This window comes from Streptomyces sp. NPDC047042 (genome assembly GCF_040644035.1).
Taxonomy (GTDB): Bacteria; Actinomycetota; Actinomycetes; order Streptomycetales; family Streptomycetaceae; genus Streptomyces.
Genome location: NZ_JBEYVP010000039.1, coordinates 21,711 through 42,726, shown reverse-complemented (window position 1 = coordinate 42,726; position 21,016 = coordinate 21,711). Strand labels below are relative to the sequence as shown.

Below are 21,016 nucleotides of genomic sequence, written 5' to 3'. Positions count from 1 at the left end.
CTGTACGGGACAGCACAGCACCCTGGAGCCCGATCCCATGTCAAACGAAGACAAGTACCGCGACTACCTCAAACGCGTCACCGCCGACCTGCGCAGCACGAAACAGAACCTGAAGGAAGTCCGCGACCGCGCCACCGAACCCATCGCCATCATCGGTATGAGCTGCCGGTTTCCCGGCGGTGTCGACTCACCGGAACAGCTGTGGGACCTCGTCCTCGGCGATGGCGACGCGATCGGACCACTGCCCACCGACCGTGGCTGGCCCCTGGACACCCTGTACGACCCCGACCCCGACACACCGGGCAGAAGCTACGTCACGGAGAGCGGATTCCTGGGCGGTGCCGCCGAGTTCGACGCCCCGTTCTTCGGCATCTCCCCCCGCGAGGCCCTCGCGATGGACCCCCAGCAGAGGCTGCTGCTGGAGACCTCCTGGGAAGCCGTGGAAAACGCGGGCATCGTCCCGGAAACACTGCGCGGCAGCAGCACCTGCGTGTTCGTCGGCATGTCCGCGCACAGTTACGGCTCCGGGTCGCCCACGATCCCCCCGGAGGTGGAGGGGCATGTCGTGACAGGCGTCGCCCCGGCCGTCGCCTCCGGCCGCATCGCGTACACCCTGGGCCTGGAGGGCCCGGCGATGACCGTGGACACCGCCTGCTCGTCGGCCCTCGTATCACTGCACCTGGCGTGCGAGTCGCTGCGCCGGGGCGAGACGAACCTCGCGCTGACCGGCGGCGCCGCCGTGATCGCCAGCCCGATGGTGTTCAGCGAGTACAGCAGGCAGCGCGCGCTCGCCCCCGACGGCCGGTGCAAGTCGTTCTCCGACGACGCCGACGGCACCAGCTGGTCCGAGGGCGCCGGCATGCTGGTCCTGGAGCGGCTGTCTGACGCCCGCCGCAACGGCCACGAGGTGCTCGCCGTGGTACGTGGCTCCGCACTCAACCAGGACGGCGCCTCCAACGGCCTCACCGCGCCGCGCGGGCCCTCCCAGCACCAGGTGATCGAGGCAGCCCTTCGCGCCGCCCAGGTCGCGCCCGGCCAGGTCGACATGGTCGAGGCGCACGGCACCGCGACCCCACTCGGCGATCCCATCGAAGCCCAGGCACTGGTCAACGTCTACGGCCGTGACCGCGATCCCGAGCGTCCCCTCTGGTTCGGATCACTGAAGTCGAACATCGGCCACGCGCAAGCCGCCGCCGGCGTCGGCGGGATCATCAAGACCGTCCTCGCCCTGCGGCACGGCGTGATGCCCAGGACGCTGCACGTCAGCGCGCCGACCCGGGAGGTCGACTGGGGGGAGGGACAGGTGCGGCTGCTCACGGAGGCGATGCCCTGGCCGGAGGTGGACCGCGCGCGCCGGGCCGCGGTGTCGGCGTTCGGCATGAGCGGCACCAACGCGCACGTCGTCCTCGAATACGACGCCTGGACGACGGCGCCCGGACACCCGCAGGACGGCGCGGAGCCGGAGACAGACAGGGCGGGCTCCGGAAAGCCGCCCGCGGTGCCGGTCGTGCTGTCGGCCAAGTCCCCCGCCGCGCTGAGCGCGCAGGCCGACCGGCTGCGCTCCTTCCTCCGCGCCCGGCCGCAGGCCAAGCCGGCCGACGTGGCCTGGTCGCTGGCGACCACACGGTCGCTCTTCCACCACCGTGCCGCAGTGCTGGCCGCTGATCGCGACACCCTGCTGGACGGCCTGGACGTCCTGGCGGCCGGTGAGAGGTTGCCGCTCGGAGTGGTCTCGGATGTCGCGGCCGATGGCGGCATGGCGCTGATGTTCCCCGGGCAGGGCGGCCAGTGGGCGGGCATGGCCCGCGACCTGATGGCCGAGTCTCCCGTCTTCGCCGACTCCATGCGCGCGTGCGCGGACGTGATGGACGAACTCGTCGACTGGCGTCTGCTGGACGTCGTGGCCGGTAACGACGGGGATCTGCTCGACCGCATCGACGTGGTCCAGCCGGCGCTCTTCGCCGTCATGGTCTCGTTGGCCCGGCTCTGGCAGTCGTGGGGAGTGCGAGTTGACGCGGTCGTCGGGCACTCGCAGGGCGAGGTCGCGGCCGCCTGTGTATCGGGCGCTCTCACCCTCGCCGACGCGGCGCGCGTGGCGGTGGCCCGCTCCCGGCTGCTCGTAGGACTCTCCGGGAAGGGCCGGGCATTGTCCGTAGGGTTTTCGGCGCACCAGGCCACGGAGCGTCTCGCGCCCTGGGGGAACGAGCTGTCGCTGGCTGCGGTCAACGGTCCGGACTCCGTGGTCATCTCCGGCACCTCGGAGGCGCTGCGCGGATTCGCCGCGAAATGCAAGGCCGATGGGGTGTGGGCCTGGTGGATCGAGGTGGACTTCGCCTCCCACTCCGCGGCCGTGGAGGAGATACGAGACGAACTGCTCGCCGCGATCGCGGGGATCGAGCCCGTGGACGGCACGGTGCCGCTGTACTCGACCGTTACCGGCACCCGGCTCGCCGGGCACGAGCTGGACGCCGACTACTGGTACCGGAACCTGCGGCAGACAGTGCTGTTCCAGGACGCGGTCGAGGCGCTGGCCTCGGACGGGTTCAGGTTCTTCGTGGAGGCGAGCCCGCACCCCCTTCTCGCGGTCGGCGTACAGCAGACCCTCGAGGCGGCCGGCGCACCCGGCGTGCCCGTCGGCACACTGCGCCGCGACATCGGCGGGCTGGACCGTGCGCTGCTGTCGTTGCTGGAGGCGCACGTCGCCGGCCTGCCGGTGGACTGGTCCCGGGTGCTGGTCCCCGGCGACCGACTGCCGCTGCCGACGTACGCCTTCCAGCGCGAGCACTACTGGCTGGTGCCGCCCGTCCCGGTGGCTCCGGGCATGGATGCGGAGACCGGCTTCTGGGACGCGGTGGAACGCGAGGACATCGAACGGCTCAGCGCCGAACTGGGCACGGAGGACGGGCTCCGCGCGGTCGTACCGGCCCTCGCGCACTGGCGTCGGCGTAACCGGCTGCGTTCCGAACTGGACGACTGGCGCTACCGCATCGGATGGATCCCGGTGGCACGACCGCAGGAGGTACGGAGCCTCCCCGGCCGCTGGCTCGTCGCCGGGTCCACAAGCGTGGACGAGCATGGCCTTGAGAGGCTGTTCGACGAGGCGGTGCGACTGCCGCTGGAGGGCGCCGACCGCTCCTCGCTGGCCACCGCCCTGGCCGCGGTGGGGAGGGTGGACGGCGTGCTGTGCCGGTCCGACGACGCTGAGCACGTGCTGACGCTCGTCCAGGCCCTCGGCGACGCCGAGATCGGCGCACCGCTGTGGTGCGTCACCCGTGAGGCGGTCAGCACGGGCCCGGCCGACGTGGTGCGCAGCCCGCGTGGCGCCGCAGTATGGGGCCTGGGGAGAGTCGTCAGCCTGGAACATCCGGAACGCTGGGGCGGCTTGGTCGACCTACCGGGGGCGCTTACCGAGCGGGAGGTCGACCTGCTCGGAGGTGTCCTTGGCACGGGCGGTGCCGAGGACCAGGTCGCCGTGCGCCCCGACGGCGTGTGGGCCCGCCGTCTGATGAAGGGCCGCGAGGACGTCCTGGGCACCCGGCCGTGGCGGCCCTCGGGCACTGTTCTGGTCACCGGCGGCACTGGTGCGGTCGGCGGACACGTCGCCCGATGGCTCGCCGCCCATGGCGACTGCTCGATCGTGCTGCTCTCCCGGCGGGGCGCCGATGCCCCCGGCGCGGCGGAACTGCTCGCCGAACTGGACGCAACCGGTACTCCGGCCAGGGCTGTTGCGGCTGACGTGGCCGACCGGGACGCGGTCGCCACCCTGCTCAGGCAACTGGCTGACGAGGGCGCGCCGGTCCGGTCGGTCTTCCACGCGGCCGGTGTCGGGCAGAGCACCTCAATCGCCGAGATGAGCCCCCAGGAGTTCGCCGACGTGGTCTCGGCGAAAACCGACGGAGCCCGGATCCTGGACGAACTCCTCGGCGGCACCGAACAGGACGCGTTCGTGGTGTTCTCCTCGATCTCGGCGGTCTGGGGCAGCTCCTTCAGCGGGGCCTACGCGGCTGGGAACGCCTACCTCGACGCCCTGGTCGCGCTACGCCGGGCACGCGGAGCGGCCGGTACCTCGGTGGCCTGGGGCATCTGGGCGGACTCGGGGATGGTGGACCGGGACACCGCGCGGCAGCTGCGCCGCATCGGTCTCGGAGCGCTGAAGCCCGCCCAGGCGATCGCCTCGTTGCAGCGGACACTCGATGACGACGAGGCCGAAGTCACCGTCGCAGACGTGGACTGGGTGCCGTTCGCGGCCAGTTACACAGCCGTGAGGCGACGTCCGCTGATCGAGGACCTGCCTCAGGTGCGGGCGGCGCAGACGGCCGTCCCGGAGGCAAGCGACACGGCGGCGGAAGCCTTCCGGCGGGAGCTGTCCGTACTCGAACCGGCCGCTATGCAGGCCGCGTTGCTCGATCTGGTACAGAACGAGGTAGCGGCCGAGCTGGCTTACCCGGACCCGGCTCAGGTGGAACCCGCGCGTTCGTTTCGCGACCTCGGGCTGGACTCCCTGGCGTCCGTCGGTCTGCGCAAGCGGCTCAACAGCAGGCTCGGGGTGGACACTCCGGTGACGCTCGCTTTCGACCACCCCTCGCCCACGGCCATCGCGGCCTTCCTGCAGCAGCTGCTCACGGTCGAAGGCGCGCCCGGAACGGGGACGGCAGACGAGGAACTCGACCGGCTGGAGGCCGCACTGGCCGCACTGAAGGCGGACTCGGTGGGACGGTCCCGGATCTCGATGCGTCTGGCCAGTCTCCTTGCCCGCTGGAAGGCGGGCGAGGAAGTGGGGCCCATTCCGGCAGGAGTGCCCGGAGAAGGACTCGACGACGCCACCGACGAGGAACTGCTGGCCATGCTCGGCAGCGAATTCGACATCTCCTGACGCGGCATCTCCACGAAAGGTCCTCCCATGTCTGTTCCCCCATCAGACGGCCCGGCGTCGACAGAGCACCGGATGAGGCATTTCCTCAAGCAGATCAGCGCCGATCTGCGGCTCGCCCGGCAACAACTGCGGGAGTACGAAGCCCGGGACAAGGCCGACCCGATCGCCATCGTCGGCATGAGCTGCCGTTTTCCCGGCGGCGTACGCAACCCCGACGAGCTCTGGAACCTGGTCGCCACCGGGACCGACGCCGTCTCCCTGTTCCCCTCGGACCGAGGCTGGGACACCGAGCGGATCTACGACCCGAATGGCGACAGGCCCGGCACCACCCTCACTCGTGAGGGCGGCTTCCTGTACGGGGCGGCGGAGTTCGATGCTGAATTCTTCGGCATCTCGCCACGTGAGGCGACCGGCATGGACCCGCAGCAGCGGCTGCTGCTGGAGACGTCCTGGGAGGCGCTGGAGTACGCCGAGATCGATCCGGCGGGCCTGCGCGGCAGTCGCACCGCGGTCTACGTCGGCGCGGCGCCCCAGGGCTACGGGTTCGACGCGCAGAGTGCCGGTGTGGGCCTGGAGGGTTACGGCATCACCGGCGTGTCCACCTCACTGTTGTCCGGGCGGATCTCCTACACCCTGGGACTGGAGGGCGCCGCGCTGACCATCGACACCGCGTGCTCCTCCTCGTTGGTGGCGCTGCATCTGGCCTGCCAGGCGCTGAGTCTCGGCGAGTGCGACCTCGCCCTGGCGGGGGGCGTGACCGTGATGGCGACGCCCAGCGGCTTCATCGAGTTCAGCCGGCAGGGCGGGCTGGCTCCGGACGGCCGGTGCAGGTCGTTTTCCGACGGTGCCGACGGGACTGGCTGGTCCGAAGGCGTGGGCATGCTCGTGGTCGAGCGGCTCTCGGACGCCCTGCGGGCCGGCCACGAGGTGCTGGCCGTAGTCCGTGGCTCCGCGGTGAACCAGGACGGCGCTTCCAACGGCCTCACCGCGCCGAACGGCCAGGCGCAACAGCGGGTCATCCTCGACTCGCTGGCCAGCGGTGGACTGACTCCGGCCGATGTCGACATCGTGGAGGGGCACGGCACGGGCACCCGGCTGGGTGACCCGATCGAGGCGCAGGCGCTGATAGCCACCTATGGCCGGGCCCACGCCGACACGACGCCCCTGTACCTGGGGTCGTTGAAATCAAACATCGGCCACGCCCAGGCCGCCGCGGGCGTCGGCGGCATCATCAAGATGGTGCAGGCGATGAGGCACGGGTCGATGCCGCCCAGCCTCCACGCGGAGAAGCCCACGAGCGAGGTGGCGTGGGAGGACAATGGCGTCGAACTGCTGACGCGGGAGCGGGAGTGGACTCGCGGAGCCGGGCCGCGCCGGGCCGGCGTCTCCTCGTTCGGCATCAGCGGGACGAACGCGCATGTGGTGCTGGAGGAGTTCACCGCCGGCCCGGGGGAGGGCGGGCCGAGGACGGACACCGCCGCGGACGTGGTGCCGCTGGTGCTGTCCGCCAAGTCCGGTCAGGCCCTGTCGGGGCAGGCCGCGGCACTGCGCGATTTCATCACCGCCCGTCCCGGGAGTGGTCTCGCCGAGGTAGCCCGTTCACTGGTCACCACCCGGTCCCTGTTCAGTCACCGCGCCGTCCTGGTCGGCGACCGCACCCAACTGCTCTCCGGACTGCACCAGCTGGCCGCCACCGCACCCACCACAACCGCCGCAGGCGACACGCCGTTGGCAGCCGCCTTCACCGGCCAGGGTGCCCAGCGCGTCGGCATGGGACGCGAACTCAGCCGGTCCTTCCCCGCCTTCGACCACGCACTCGACGAGATCTGCTCGATAGTCGATCCGCTCCTCGGGCGTGGCCTACGCGAGGTGATGTGGTCCGACGCGGACGACGCCGCACAGACACTCGCCCGTACTGAGTACGCGCAGCCCGCCCTGTTCGCCTTCGAGCTGGCGCTCGCCCGCCTCTTGCAGTCCTGGGGCGTGCGGTTCGGAGCCGTCATCGGCCACTCCGTCGGTGAGATCGCCGCCGCCGCAACCGCCGGCGTTCTCTCCCTTGAGGACGCCGCACGCCTGGTGGTCACCCGCGGCCGTCTCATGCAGCAACTACCTCCCGGTGGTGCCATGCTCGCCGTCAACGCCTCGGAAACAGAGGTCAGCACGGTTCTGGCCGGTACTCCCGAGGTCGTGGTGGCCGCCGTCAACGGTCCCGACTCCGTAGTCGTCTCCGGGGACGAGGAGCACATCGGTCGGCTCGCCGACCACTGGCGTCAGCGCGGCACCCGCGTGGCCCGCCTCCACGTCAGTCATGCCTTCCACTCACCCCTCATGAACCCCGTGCTGGAGGAGTTTCGCGCCGTCATCGACCAGCTCACCTTCCGCCCGCCCACCATCCCTGTGCACGCCGCGGCCGACACCTCCCACCTCATCGACACCCCCGACTACTGGATCGACCACGCCCGCAACGCCGTGCACTTCGCCAAGGCCGTCGACACGATTCCGCGCACCCACGTCCTTCTCGAGATCGGCCCCGACGCCGCCCTCACACCTCTCCTCACCGACACCCACCTCACCGCGCCCGCCTGCCGTAAGGGTCACCCCGAAACCCACACCGTCCTCCAGGCGCTCGGCCACGCCCACACCCATGGCGCCGCCGTCGACTGGACGGCCGTCCTTCCCGAGGCCCGGGCCGTCCGGCTTCCGACCTACGCCTTCCAGCGCCAGAGGTACTGGCTCACTCCGGCCCGGACGGCTGGGAACGGCCGGGACGCGGGTGGCGACCAAGCCTTCTGGTCTGCTGTCGAAAAGGGGGACTTCCCCACGCTCGCCGAGACGCTCGGCGTCCCGGCCGAACTGGAGCCCGCGGTGCCGGCACTCGCGCGGTGGCACCGGGACAACACGCGCCGACGGACCATGGACTCCTGGCGGTACCGGGTTGTCTGGAACCCGGTGGAATGGGCCCCGGTCGCCCAGGTTCCGGGCTCCTGGCTGGTCGTGCTCCCCCCTGGCGGGGGTGACCCGGACGTGCTCCGCTCCCTGACCCGGGTGCTGGCGGACGCCGTGACGGTCGAACTGGGACGGGAAACGGACCGGAAGGCGACCGCCGAGGCACTGGCCATGGCGGTCAGAGGTGTGCCGCTGTTGTCCGGCGTGATCTGTCTGCCCAGCCGGCCGGAAAATCTCCTTGTCCTTGTCCAGGCCCTCGGTGATATCGGGGCGGGCGCGCGGCTGTGGTGCCTGACAAGGGGCGCGGTGGCCACGACCGAGAGCGAGGCACCTGACCCGCTCTCCGCTGCCTGCTGGGGCGTCGGTCTGGTCGCAAGTCTCGAACATCCGGAGCGCTGGGGCGGACTGATCGACCTTCCGGAAAGGCTCGACGACCGCTCCACCGGTTGGCTCGCGGCTGTCCTCGACGGCGACGGTGAGGAGGACCAGCTCGCCATCCGCGTCGGCGGAGTGCTGCGGCGTCGGCTCGTGCCCGCGCCCGCCGCCCCGGAGCCGCGCGGTAGCTGGCGCCCTGGCGGCACGGTCCTCGTCACGGGCGGAACCGGCTCGATCGGTGCGCACATCGCCCGTTGGCTGGCGGCCCAAGGCCCTTGCTCTCTCGTTCTGGTCTCGCGGCGCGGCGCCGAGACGCCGGGCGCCGCCGACCTGCGGAAGGAACTTGAAGGGCGGGGAGCGCGTGTGCGGCTGGCTGCTGCCGATGTGACGGACCGGGAGAGCATGGCCGCCCTGGTCGCCGAGATCGCCGCGGACGAGGGTCCGGTGCGCGCCGTCTTCCACGCGGCGGGCGTGGGCCAGAACACCGCCATCGCCGACATGGATCTCGACGAGTTCCGGGCGGTCTCGTCCAGCAAGACCGACGGAGCACGGGTCCTCGACGAACTCTTCACCGACGACGAACTGGACGCCTTCGTGCTGTTCTCCTCGGTCTCGGGTATCTGGGGCAGCGGTCGCTACGCGGCCTACGCCGCCGGCAACGCCTACCTGGACGCGCTGGCCGAACGACGCCGCGCCCGGGGGCTGCCGGCCACCGCGGTGGCGTGGGGTGTCTGGGCGGAGTCGGGAATGGTGGGACCGGACGGCGCGCGGCACCTACTGCGCCGCGGCCTGGTGCCCATGCCGGCGGAGGACTGCGTGGCCGCGCTCGGGCGGGCACTGGACGATGGCGAGACCAGGGTCACCGTCGCCGACGTCGACTGGGAGACGTTCCTCGTCGGGTACACGGCCGCCCGCCGACGGCCACTGGTCGAGGAACTGCCCCAGGCCCGTGACCTGCTCGCCGAACGCCCCGCCGCAGCTCCGGCGAGCCAGGGCGACATCCGCCGCACGCTCGCGGGTCTGCCGCCACAGGAGCGGCGGATCGCGCTGAAGGAACTGGTGAGCGCCACGGTAGCCGATGTACTGGGTTACGCGGATGCCGCGTCCGTCGACGCCGATCGGCCCTTCGTGGAGATGGGCTTCGACTCCTTGTCCGCCGTGGAGGTTCGCAACAGGCTCAACGTCGCCACCGGCCTGGCCCTCCCGGCGATGCTGGTTTTCGAGCATCCGACGGTGGTCGCCATAGGTGAGTTCCTCCACACCGCGCTCGCCGACGGAGCGTCGGCGGGCCCGCACACGGCGGGCCCGGTCGTGGAGTCGGGGGAGTCGTTCGCGGCCATCTACCGGCAGGTCGCGATCCGTGGGCGGATGACCGAGGTCGAGGCGCTGCTGACCGGCGCGGCCGGGCTGCGTAGCACGTTCACAGACCCCTCACAGGTCGAGGGCGGGCCCGGCTTCGTCCGGCTGGCCACCGGCGGCGAGGGGCCGGCCGTCGTCTGCTTCCCGCCCTTCGCCCCGGTAGAGCAGTCGCTGCAGTTCGCTCGGTTGTCCATGTTCTTCCGAGAGCGGCGTGACCTGTCGATGGTCTTCGTGCCCGGTTTCCTTCCCGACGAACCGATCGCGGCGACGCGTGAAGCGCTGGTCGAGGCGCTGGCTCGCGAGACGATGCGCTGCGCCGGAGGCAGGCCGTTCGCGCTGCTCGGATACTCGTCCAGCGGCTGGCTCGCGCACTCGGTCGCGGCGTGGCTGGAGGAGCGGGAAGAGTCCGCCCAGGGCCTGGTACTCCTCGACACCTATCTACCCGACAGCATGTCGCTGAGCATGCGTCAGGCGATGACGTACGAGGTCAACGAGCGCCGGTCCAGGTTCACCACGATGAACTTCACGACGCTGACGGCCCTCGGCGCGTACCGCAGGCTCTTCCGCGGCTGGGCGCCGGAGGCCGTGGCCACCCCCACGCTGTTCGTCCGACCGGAGGACTGCATCCCCGGTGACCCCGCAGCACCGCCGATGACCGACGACTGGCGCGCGCACTGGCCGCTCTCGCATCGCGAGGCGGTCGTCCCCGGCGACCACTGCACCATCGTCGCCGAACACGCCGAGGCCGTCGCCGCCGAGGTGCACACCTGGCTGGAAGAACAGCGCTGACCACTGAGACGCCCAGCTGACACCGCCCACCGAAAGAGGAACCATGACCCAACCCCTACGCACCATCGGCGTGCTGGGAGTCGGCAACATCGGCAGCACCGTCTGCGTCGACTTCGTCGTCCACGGATTCCGTGTCGTCGCCGTCGACCAGGAAGAGGCCGCACTGGCCGCGGCTCGGGAACTGTTGCGTGACGTCAACCGGTTCCTGCCCGCCGTACGCCCCCGCCTGCCCCGCCTGGCCACTGACACGGCGCAGGAACGACTCGTCACGACCACCGACCTGGCGGCGCTCGCCGAGTGCGAGTTCGTGGTGGAGAACGTCAGCGAGAAGTGGGAGACCAAGCGGGACCTCTACCACGACCTGGACAAGGTGCTGCCCGACGGCGTCGGTATCGGCGTCAACACGTCGAGTATCCCGATCGGTCGGCTGGCGGCCATGACCCGCCGTCCCGACATGGTCGTCGGCATCCATTTCATGAACCCCTCCTACCTGAAGGACGCGGTGGAGGTCATGCGGGGGGCCGACACCTCGCAGAAGTGCCTCGACCAGGTACACGAACTGCTCGCCCGGCTGGACAAGCAGGCCGTCGTGGTCGGGGACTTCCCGGGGTTCGTCAGTAACCGGATCTCGCATCTCTTCTTCAACGAGGCGATCAGGGTCGTACAGGACCAGGGCGTCGACCCCGCGGCGGTCGACGACATCTTCAAGAAGTGCTTCGGCCACACCATGGGGCCGCTGGAGACGGCAGACCTGATCGGCCTCGACACCGTGCTGCTCACCCTGGAGAACCTCCGCGACAGCTATGGCGACGACCGCTACGACGGCTGCGCGCTGTTGCGCGAGATGGTCGCCTCGGGGCGGCTGGGACGCAAGTCCGGCCAGGGTTTCCACCATTACCACGGTGCGACAGCCGTGGCGACTACGACAGGAGAATGACCATGACCGTACGCACCATCAACGAGATCGACGACGTAGTACGGGATTTCCTGGCCGCGCGTGACACCTCGCCTGCCCCCGAGCGCGACGAGGACTTGTTCCAGTCCGGCAGGGTCAATTCGTTGTTCGCGATTCAACTGATGAGTTTCGTCGAGCGGACCTTCGAGATCGAGGTCGACGTGGACGACCTCAGCCTGGCCAACTTCGCCAGTATCGCCAAGATCACCGACTTCGTGCAGCGCAAGCAGCTCGAAGCGCAGTCCGTCTGACCACCACTGGTAAAGGAAGAATGGGCTGATCGTCATGGAACACCTGCTTGACCCGGAGGAGCGCGCGCATCACGACCAGATGCTGCGGCTGGTCACGGGCCGCTGGGCGCGGAGCGCCCACACATGGGAGCGCGGCGAGATCCTGCCCGAGGAGGTGGTCCGCTGGTGTGGCGAGGCAGGACTCCTCGGCGCCGCGCTGCCGTCGGCCGTCGGTGGCGGTGGCTGGTCGCCCATCGAGGCGGGACTCATGTACGAGGCGCTGGGCAGGGTGAGCGTCTCGCTGGCCTCATTGGTGAACGTGCACGGCATGATGGCGCAGACCCTGGCCCGCTGGGGCACCGCGTGGCATCGCGAACACGTCCTGCCGGCCCTCGGAGAAGGCAGCCGTGTCGCCGCGATCTGCATGACCGAACCGCATGCCGGAAGTGACCTGGCCGCGATATCCGCCAGCCTGCTGGAGAAGGCCAACCGGCTTCTGGTCAACGGAACGAAGGTCTTCATCACCTTCGGCCGCCGCGCCGACGACCTGCTGGTGTTCGTGCAGCGTGAGGGCCGGTCCGAAGCGTGTCTGGTGCGGCGCGACAACCCCGGCGTCAGCATCGAGCCCATGGGCGACGTACTGGGGCTGCGCGCTGCGGGACTGGCCCGCATCACCTTCTCCGACTGCGAGATCGCACCGGAGGCGGTGGTCGGAAAGCCCGGCTTCGCACTGCCGGTGCTGATTCCGACCGCCCTGGAACACGGGCGGCACGCGGTCGCCTGGATGGCGCTCGGCATGCTCGAAGCATGCTTCGCGGAGTGCGCGCGGTTCGTCCGCACCCGCAGGGCCTTCGACCGGACACTGATCGACCACGGCCAGGTCCAATCACTCGTCACCAGGATGGGCGCCGATCTGGAAGCCGCCCGCCATCTCTGCGTCTCCGCCTCACGGGCGATGGGCGCCAAGGACCCGGCAGCCACCGAGCGGATTCTGCTTGCCAAGTACTTCGTATGCCGGGTGGCTCAGGAGCACACCGCCTCCGCGGTGCAACTCCTCGGCTCCTCGGGTGTTTCGGAGCAGTCGGTGACCGCGCGTGCCTACCGGGACGCCAAGGTGCTCACGATCATTGAGGGCACCGAGCAGATTCTGGAGCGCTCGCTGGCTCCGGCGCTGGTCAACGCGGTGGCGGAGGCCTCATGACCACCACGCACATCGCCGCCGAGGGCCTCCTGGACACGGTGGCGACCAAAACGCTGGGCGACCTGCCCTCCCGCGAGGCCGAGTCTTTCCAGCTCGCCGCCGCCGTGCTGGCACTGGCCTACGTGACGCACGACGACAGTCCGGTCGTCCGGGTGGTTCACGGGACGGACCCGGCCCGCACGGTCGCGTTCACGGTGGATCTGGGCGACAGCGGCGACGCCATGGTCACCGGCGTGAACGACGCACCCGACGCCGACGAGGAAGCCCAGCACGCCATCCTGCTGGGCACGCGCACGGACCCGCCGGAGCCCGGCGAGGACAGCACCGTGGAGGGGGTCTTCCGGCTCGCCCTGGAGGTGGACGACGAGCGGGTGTTCTGCACGCACAACGGCGCTCCGGGTGCCGCGCTGGACGCGAAGACGCTGGTGTCGGTGTATCTGGCCGTACTGCCGCGCATGCTCGCCGATCCCGAACGTCCCGTGGCCACCTATGAACTGCTCCACGGCCCTGAACGGACCCGAGTGCTCCGCGACTACAACGACACAGCCCACCCGCTGCCGCCGGAGCGCACACTGCACGGCGTCTTCCACGCGCAGGCGCTGCGCACCCCGGACGCAGTGGCGGTGAGCACCGACCACGACTCGCTCACCTACCGCGAACTGGACGAGCGCACCGACCGGTTGGCCCGGTACCTCGTCGGGCGCGGCGTCACCGTCGGCACGGTCGTGGCGGTGTTGATGGAACGCTGCCTCGACCTGCCGGTGGCCGTCATAGGCATCCTCAAGGCTGGTGGTGCCTACCTGCCGCTGGCCCCCGACGCGCCGCCGGAGAGGCTCGCCGGCCTGGTGGCACAGAGCGGCGCCCCGCTGGTGCTCACGCAACCCGGCCTGGCGGTACCCGAGAGCATCGCGGTGCCGTCGGTGCCGCTGGACGATCCGGAGCTGTACACCGGCCCGGATCCCGGTTTCCAGTCCCACAGTGGCCCCCGCGACCTGGCCTACGTCATCTACACCTCTGGGTCCACGGGTCGGCCCAAGGGCGTGGAAGTGGAGCACGAGTCGGTCGTCAACCGGCTCAACTGGATGCAGCGGCGCTACCCCTTGACCGGGTCGGACACGCTGCTGCAGAAAACCCCGGTGATCTTCGACGTGTCGGTCTGGGAGCTGTTCTGGTGGTTCTTCGCCGGCGCGCGCATGCATCTGCTCGCCCCCGGGATGGAGCGTTTCCCGCTGGCCATCTCCAAGACCGTGCGCAAGCAGCGGGTGAGCGTGCTGCATTTCGTCCCGTCCATGCTGGGGATATTCCTGGAATACCTCAAGGACGGAGGCGGCGACCTCACGGCGCTCGCTTCGCTGCGCTGGTGCTTCTCCAGCGGGGAGAGCCTGCTGGCCGGTCAGGTGACCACATTTGGTGAACTCTTCGCCGCCCAGGGGGCCAGGCTGGTGAACCTCTACGGTCCCACGGAGGCGACGGTGGACGTCACGGGCTACAACTGTCCCGCGACGGCGTTCACAGGTGTCGTCCCCATCGGCCGGCCCATCGACAACACCCGGGTGTACGTCCTCCGCCACGGTAGGCCCATGCCGGTCGGTGTCTACGGCACGCTGTTTCTGGCAGGCGCGGGTGTCGCGCGCGGCTACCTGGGCGATCCGGAGCTGACGGCGGCCCGGTTCGTACCCGAGTACGGCCATCCGGACGGCCGGATGTACGACACAGGTGACATCGGGCGCTGGCTGCCTTCCGGGGACCTGGAGTACCTGGGCCGAACCGACAACCAGATCAAGATCCGCGGTATCCGCATCGACCTGGGTGAGATCGAGAACGTCCTGCTGCAGTCGCCCGGTGTTACCGAGTGCGTGGTGGTGCTGGAGAGCGCGAACCCGAGCCGGCCACGATTGCACGCCGCGGTGTCCGGGGCCACCGGTCTGACGGAGGAAGCCCTGCGCGAGCACGCGGCCCGGTGGCTGCCGGAGTACATGGTGCCCGTCGTCTACCACCGTCTGGAACGACTGCCGCGGACAAGCAGCGGAAAGCTCGACAGGAAGGCAGCGGCCCAACTGGCGCACGGGTCCAAGTGACATCACCGGTGTGCGGCGCGTCGAGGACCGGCGCCACCACCCCGTACCAACGGGATCCCGCGCCATGGCTCGTCGTAGGGCATGACGAGCCATGGCGCGGGTGAAGGGTCGGCAGGCGTGTCCGACACGCCGGCCGATCGAACAGCCAGAGAGAGGTCGCCAGAACCGTGTCATCAGTTCACAGCATCACCACCGACTCCGTGTTGAACGCGGCGGCAGGGGAGTTCACAGCGCGGGTGGAGGAAACAGGCCTGGCCGCCCTGCTGCGCGCTTACCGGACGAGTGGGACGCGCAAGTCGGCGCTTGTCCGGGACCGGTCGTCGCTCACCCCGTACCTGCGGGACGCCGTCGACTTTCTCTGTCTTTCCCAGGCCGTGCCGCGCGGTGAAGCCGTACGTCTTCTGACCGAGCCGTTGCTCGACCAGTTCGTCGGCATGGGGGCCGCGTCGGAATCCGGGGAGACTGTCGCACTCTCACAGGTCCGCCTCATCGAGCATTTCGGCCGCCTGGTCTTCGTCGGCACCGCCAACAACACCGGATACGGCTGGTACGGTCGCGATTCCATAGGGATCGGGCAGCAGCTTGCCGGTGCCCGGGGAAGGTGTCTCGACATCGGCTCGTCCACCGGCTGCCAGGCCGTTCTGATGGCCGCAACGGCAACGAGCGTGCAGGCCGTCGAGATCGACGAGAAGCTGGCTCCGCTTTTCGAGGTCAATCTGGCCGTCAACCAGTGCGGTACCACGCTGCAGCCGCGATGGGGCGACGCGCGGGAGCTCACATTCGACGGGGATTTCGACACGATCGGTGTCAACGTGCCAATGATGCCCACGTTCGGTGTCCTCGACCTGCCGTGGACGGGAGACGGCGGCTCCGACGGATCCCGGCTCCTGGAGAGCGTGCTGCGGCGTGTCCCTCTGGCTTCGTCGGGCAGGTTGGTGGCGAATTCGATGATTCCCGGCAACGCCTCGGGCCTGGACGCCGAGTGGCTCCGGAAGCTGAGCGTGGACCGGGAGTGGTCCATCACCGTCATCCCGTGCGACTACGAGCCTCTCTCGGCCGATTCGGCGTTCGTGCGGTCCACCCTGGGCAACCGGGCTATCGTCGCGGAAGAGGCAGTGGACACCGTGATGGCGGAACTCTCCGCGTCCTGGGCGGCGAGCAGGACGGACCGTATGTACTTCTCCACCATCTCCGTGACGGCCGGCGGCGGTCCGTCGTTCCGGGTCGCATCGACGTCGCTGGGCGGTGAGCGCTGGTCCCTGTGACACGCGTTTGACCGAAGACGGGGGCCGGGCGCTGGACGCCCGGCCCCCGTCTTCGGCGCGCTCACACGGTCAGGGGTCCCCGGCCCCCCGCGGGCCTCACGGCCCCTCAGCGGCGAGGTTGTCTGCCGGTTTGATGCCCAGTTCCCCGGTGATGAAATCGATGACCTCACTGGCCGATGCCTCGGTGAGCGAGGCGGCTCCATCCGGGTCACGCTCCGCGGACCAGCTCCTGAGCAGACCCCGTAGCCGCCCTTCGATCGCTGCGCGCGAGGCGCCGTCGAGTGCCACGGCACCGAGTGTGCTTTCCAACCGGTCGATCTCGGCGAGTGCCGCTTGCGTTGCCCGTGCGCCCCCGCCGAACATCTCGGCCTCCAGGAACGCCACGAGCGCGTCGAGGGTGGGGTGGTCGAAGACCAGGGTGCTCGGCAGTTTCAGGCCGGTGGCGGCCTCAAGACGGTTGCGCAGTTCAACGGCGGTGAGGGAGTCGAAGCCGAGGCTCTGCAGCGGCCGGCCGGCCTCCAGTCGCCACTGGGCGCCGTGCCTGAGTGTGAGACCCGCCTGCCGGTGCACCATGCCGGACAGCCGGTCGTGTCGCTCGCCCGGCGACAGCCGGACCAGGTCGAGGGCCGACGCCGCCTCACCTGAGGACGGTCCTGCCGGGGCTGTGACCAGCTCGGCGAGCTGCCGGATCGGACGGAAGGCCGCGGTCCGGCCCGCGAAGGCGTCCCAGTCCACATCGGCGACCGTCACGGCCGGCGCCTCTTCGGCGATCGCTTGCCAGAGAGCCGCGACGGCCTGGTCGGGTGCCATGGGTCGCAGCCCGCTCTCGTGCAGCCGCTCGGTGGCGAGCCCGTTGGCCATGCCGTCGTCGGCCCATGGCCCCCACGCCACCGAGGTGGCCGGCAGCCCCAGGGCGTGGCGGTGCTCGGCCAGAGCGTCCAACTGGGCGTTGGCCGCGGCGTAGCTGCCCTGTCCCGCGTTGCCGAGGACGCCGGACAACGAGGAGAACAGGACGAAGGCGCGCAGGTCCTCATGGACGGTCAACTCGTGCAGGTACCGCGCCGCCACGGACTTCGCCGCCAGCACCTCGCTGGTGCCCTCCGGGGTCCGAGTGTCCAATAGGCCGTCGTCCAGAACGCCCGACGTGTGGAACACGGCGCTCAGCGGATGCTCGTCCGGCACCTCGGCCAGCGCGCGGGCGAGATCCGCCCGGTCTGACACGTCGCACGCCCTGATCGTGACGGCGGTTCCCAGCTCCTCCAGTTCCTGACGCAGCAGCGACGCGCCGGGCGCGTCGGGACCCCGACGGCTGAGCAGCAGCAGACGCGGTGTCCCCCGTGCAGCGAGCGAGACGGCGATCCGGGTGCCGAGAGCCCCCGTCCCACCGGTGACCAGGACCGTTCCAGGCAGTTCCGGCGCGGCGCCGGGTCGGGCGGGCGTGGAGACCAGACGCCGCGCCAGGACCGTCTCACCCCGGATCGCCACCTGGTCCTCGTCTGCGGTGAGCGCTTTCGCGATCAGCCGCTCCAGGCTGTCCGGCGCGGTGGGCGGCAGATCGACCAGGCCACCCCACCGGTCGGGATGTTCCAGGGCCGCGACCCGGCCCAGTCCCCATACCCCGGCGGAGGCCATGTCGGCAGACTCGTCCCCGACGGCGACAGCGCCACGGGTCAGGCACCACAGCGGAGCCCGGACGCCCGCGTCTCCCAGAGCCTGCAGTAGTGCGAGGGTCGTCTGCACGCCACGTGTCACATCGTTTTGCGGGTCCGTGGGACGCAGGGTCAGGGTCGAGACAACGCCCGCCGGTTCCGGCACCCCGGCCAGTAGCCGGGTGAGCTCCGCCCGGTCGGCCGTTTCCGGGACCGGTAGGTGCTTCACCTCGGCCCCCAGCCCGGTGAGGACGGCTCGGATCCACTCGTCGTCACCGACCACGAGCCATGTGCCCGTCAGCGCCCCGCCGCCGGCGTGCGGCACGGGGCGCCAAGCGACCGAGTACCGCCACCCGTCCGTGTCGCCCAGCCGTGCGACGTGCTCACGCCAGCGCGTGAGCGCGGGCAGGACTACGGCGAGGTCGGCGTCCGGCGCGACACCGAGTTCACCGGCCACGGTGGACGGGTCGGCGCTGGAGACCAGGGACCAGAAACGACGGTCCTCCACCGAGCCCGGACGGTGTTCCGCGTCCAGCCAGTGCCGTTCCCGCTGGAAGGGATAGGTCGGCAGGTCGAGGTACGGCCCGCGGCCGGGAAGCAGCGCCGCCCAGTCCACGTCGGTGCCGTGGCAGTGGAGCCGGGCCACGGCGGTCAATACCGAGCGCGTCTCCGGCATGCCGCGACGCAGGCTCGCCAGACACAGCGAGGCCCGGTCGTCCAGACAGTCCGCTGCCATACCGCTGAGTGAGCCGTCGGCGCCCAGCTCGACGAACGCGGTGACCCCGTCCGCCTGTAGCGCTTCGACTCCCTCCTGGAAGCGGACGGTGCGGCGCACGTGGTCCACCCAGTAGCGTGGGTCGGCCAGTTCGCCCGCGTCGGCCGGTTTGCCGGTCACGTCGGAGACGATCGGAATCGACGGCTCGCAGTATGAGACCGACGAGGTGACGGCGAGGAAGTCGTCGAGCATGGCGTCCATCCGTGGGGAATGGAACGCGTGGCTGACGTTGAGCCGCTTGACGCGCCTGCCCCGTTTCCGCCAGTGAGCGGTCACGCCGACCACGGCCTCCTCGTCACCGGAGATGACGACCGCCTGCGGCCCGTTGACCGCCGCGACGCCGACACGGTCCGCACAACCCTCCAGCAGCTGCAGGACTTCCTCCTCGGTCGCCTGCACCGCGGCCATCGCACCTCCGTCGGGGAGAGCCTGCATGAGGCGGCCCCGGGCGACGACCACGGCACAGGCGTCGGGCAGGGACAGCACACCTGAGACGTGGGCGGCGACGAGTTCGCCGATGGAGTGTCCGAGCAGCCGCTCGGGATGTACACCCCAGGAGCCGAGCAGTGAGAACAGGGCCACCTCGACGGCGAAGATCGCGGGCTGTGCGAACTCGGTACGGTCCAGCATCGCTGCTTCGGGCGTTCCCGCCTCGGCGAAGACGATCGGGCGCAGCGGCCGGGGCAGATGCTCGTCGAGTTCCGCGCAGACCGAGTCGAAGGCCGTGCGGAAGGCGCGAAAGGCCTCGTACAGGTCCCGGCCCATACCTGGGCGCTGGCTGCCCTGCCCAGAGAACAGGAACGCCAGCCGTCCCTGTGCCGAGGTCACGCCGCGGACCAGGTCGGGGCTCTCCTCGCCCGCAGCCAGAGCCGCAAGAGCCTTACGGGAGCCGACGGCGTCGTCGGCCAGCACGACCGCGCGGTGTTCGAACCGGCTGCGGCCGTGGGCGAGTGCCCGGGCGACGGCCCCGGGAGCTGCGTCACGCCGGCCGGCGGTCCAGTCCAGCAGGTTGCTCGCCTGCGCTCGCAGGGCGTCGGCCGACCGGGCCGACAGCAGCCAGGGAAGAGGGCTCGGATCCGTTTCCTCGGCTGGGGGCGGGACGGTTCCGCCCGCGGTATGCGCCGCATCCTCGGGCGCTTCCTCCACGATCAGGTGGGCGTTGGTACCGCTGATGCCGAAGGCGGAGATCCCGACGCGGCGCGGGTACGTCCCGGCAGGCCACTCCCGGGCGTCGGTGAGCGGCAGGACGGTGCGTGTGGACCAGTCGATCTCCGGGGACGGCACCTCGGCGTGCAGGGTGGGGGGCAGAGTCCGGTGCCGCAGTGCCATCACGGCCTTGATGACACCGGCGACACCGGCCGCGGCCTGTGTGTGTCCGATGTTGGACTTGACCGAGCCGATCCACAGCGGTGAGTCGGCGTCCCGTACCGATCCGTACACCGCCATCAGGGCCCGGGCTTCGATCGGGTCACCCAGCTTGGTCCCGGTGCCGTGCGCCTCGACGAGACCGACCTCGCCCGCAGGCACCCCGGACGCGCCCAGCGCCTCCCGGATCACGCGCTCCTGGGAGGGCCCGTTCGGGGCGGTGATGCCGTTGGACGCGCCGTCCTGGTTGACCGCCGAGCCGCAAATCAAGGCGAGCACCGGATGACCATGCCGGCGTGCGTCGGAGAGGCGCTCCAGGAACAGCATCCCCGCGCCCTCGCCGAAGCCGAATCCGTCGGCGCCCGCCCCGAACGCCTTGCAGCGACCGTCCGCCGACAGCGCGCGTTGTCGGCTGAACTCGCTGAGCCCACGAGTGGTGGTGAGTACGGCGACGCCACCCGCGAGCGCGGCGACGCACTCCCGGTTGCGCAGCGCCTGCACGGCGAGATGCAGGGTCACCAGGGAGGACGAGCAAGCGGTGTCGATCGTCAACGACGGTCCGCACAGTCCCAGCGTGTAGGAGATCCGTCCGGACACCATGCCGCCGGTGGTGCCGGTGACGACGTATCCTTCGGCGGCCTCGGGGGCTTCGGCGAGCACGTCGGCGTAGTCCTGGGAGTTCGTCCCGGCGAACACCGCAGTCTGGCTGTCGCGGAGGGAACGCGGGTCGATGCCCGCGTTCTCCACCGCCTCCCAGGACGTCTCCAGCAGCAGCCGCTGCTGCGGGTCCATGGTCGCCGCCTCACGCGGCGAGATGCCGAAGAACTCCGCGTCGAAGCGGTCCGCGTCGTGCAGGAAACCGCCCGCCGTGCTGTAACTGCGGCCAGGGGTGTCCGGGTCCGGGCTGTACAGGCCCGCGAGGTCCCAGCCTCGGTTGACGGGCAGGCCGCCAGTCGCGTCCTGACCGTCTCGGACGAGTCGCCACAGGCCGTCCGGGCTGTCCGCGCCGCCGGGGTAGCGGCAGCCTATGCCCACGATGGCGATGGGCTCGCGCTGCCGGTCCTGCAGTTCGCGGTTGCGGCTCAGTGCGGCGCGCAGCTCGTTGTCCATGGTGCGCAGATGCCGCGCGAGTCGTTCTTCGGTGGTCTGTTTCATG

At 70.4% G+C, this 21,016-nt stretch carries 8 protein-coding genes; 7 read left to right on the top strand and 1 reads right to left on the bottom strand.

Annotated features, from left to right (window positions below; genetic code table 11):
- Positions 1-37: 37 nt before the first annotated feature.
- The 7 genes from ABZ855_RS36730 to ABZ855_RS36700 all read left to right on the top strand — a co-directional run bounded on the left by ABZ855_RS36730 (position 38) and on the right by ABZ855_RS36700 (position 16,071).
- A complete protein-coding gene (locus ABZ855_RS36730) occupies positions 38-4,873 on the top strand; it encodes a type I polyketide synthase (protein ID WP_360814392.1) in 4,836 nt (1,611 codons plus the stop codon).
- Positions 4,874-4,945: 72 nt separating this feature from the next.
- A complete protein-coding gene (locus ABZ855_RS36725; protein ID WP_360814390.1) occupies positions 4,946-10,342 on the top strand; it encodes a type I polyketide synthase in 5,397 nt (1,798 codons plus the stop codon).
- Between the two features lie 43 nt (positions 10,343-10,385).
- On the top strand, positions 10,386-11,279 hold the full coding sequence (locus tag ABZ855_RS36720; protein ID WP_360814388.1) for a 3-hydroxyacyl-CoA dehydrogenase family protein: 894 nt from the start codon (positions 10,386-10,388) through the stop codon (positions 11,277-11,279).
- 2 nt (positions 11,280-11,281) lie between these two features.
- Entirely contained in the window at positions 11,282-11,548 is a 267-nt protein-coding gene (locus tag ABZ855_RS36715) for a phosphopantetheine-binding protein (RefSeq protein ID WP_360814386.1), read from the top strand.
- A gap of 34 nt (positions 11,549-11,582) precedes the next feature.
- On the top strand, positions 11,583-12,728 hold the full coding sequence (locus tag ABZ855_RS36710) for an acyl-CoA dehydrogenase family protein (RefSeq protein WP_360814384.1): 1,146 nt from the start codon (positions 11,583-11,585) through the stop codon (positions 12,726-12,728).
- Complete coding sequence (locus ABZ855_RS36705) at positions 12,725-14,806, top strand: amino acid adenylation domain-containing protein (RefSeq protein WP_360814382.1); 2,082 nt, start codon at positions 12,725-12,727, stop codon at positions 14,804-14,806. Before ABZ855_RS36710 ends, ABZ855_RS36705 begins: the two co-directional genes overlap by 4 nt.
- A 167-nt stretch (positions 14,807-14,973) precedes the next feature.
- Positions 14,974-16,071 (top strand): hypothetical protein, encoded by a 1,098-nt coding sequence (locus ABZ855_RS36700; RefSeq protein WP_360814380.1) that lies wholly within the window; start codon positions 14,974-14,976, stop codon positions 16,069-16,071.
- Between the two features lie 96 nt (positions 16,072-16,167).
- Here ABZ855_RS36700 and ABZ855_RS36695 read toward each other — a convergent pair whose 3' ends face one another.
- Positions 16,168-21,015: a type I polyketide synthase gene (locus ABZ855_RS36695; protein WP_360814378.1), complete on the bottom strand. Its 4,848-nt coding sequence runs from the start codon at positions 21,013-21,015 to the stop codon at positions 16,168-16,170.
- Between the last annotated feature and the right edge of the window lies 1 nt (position 21,016).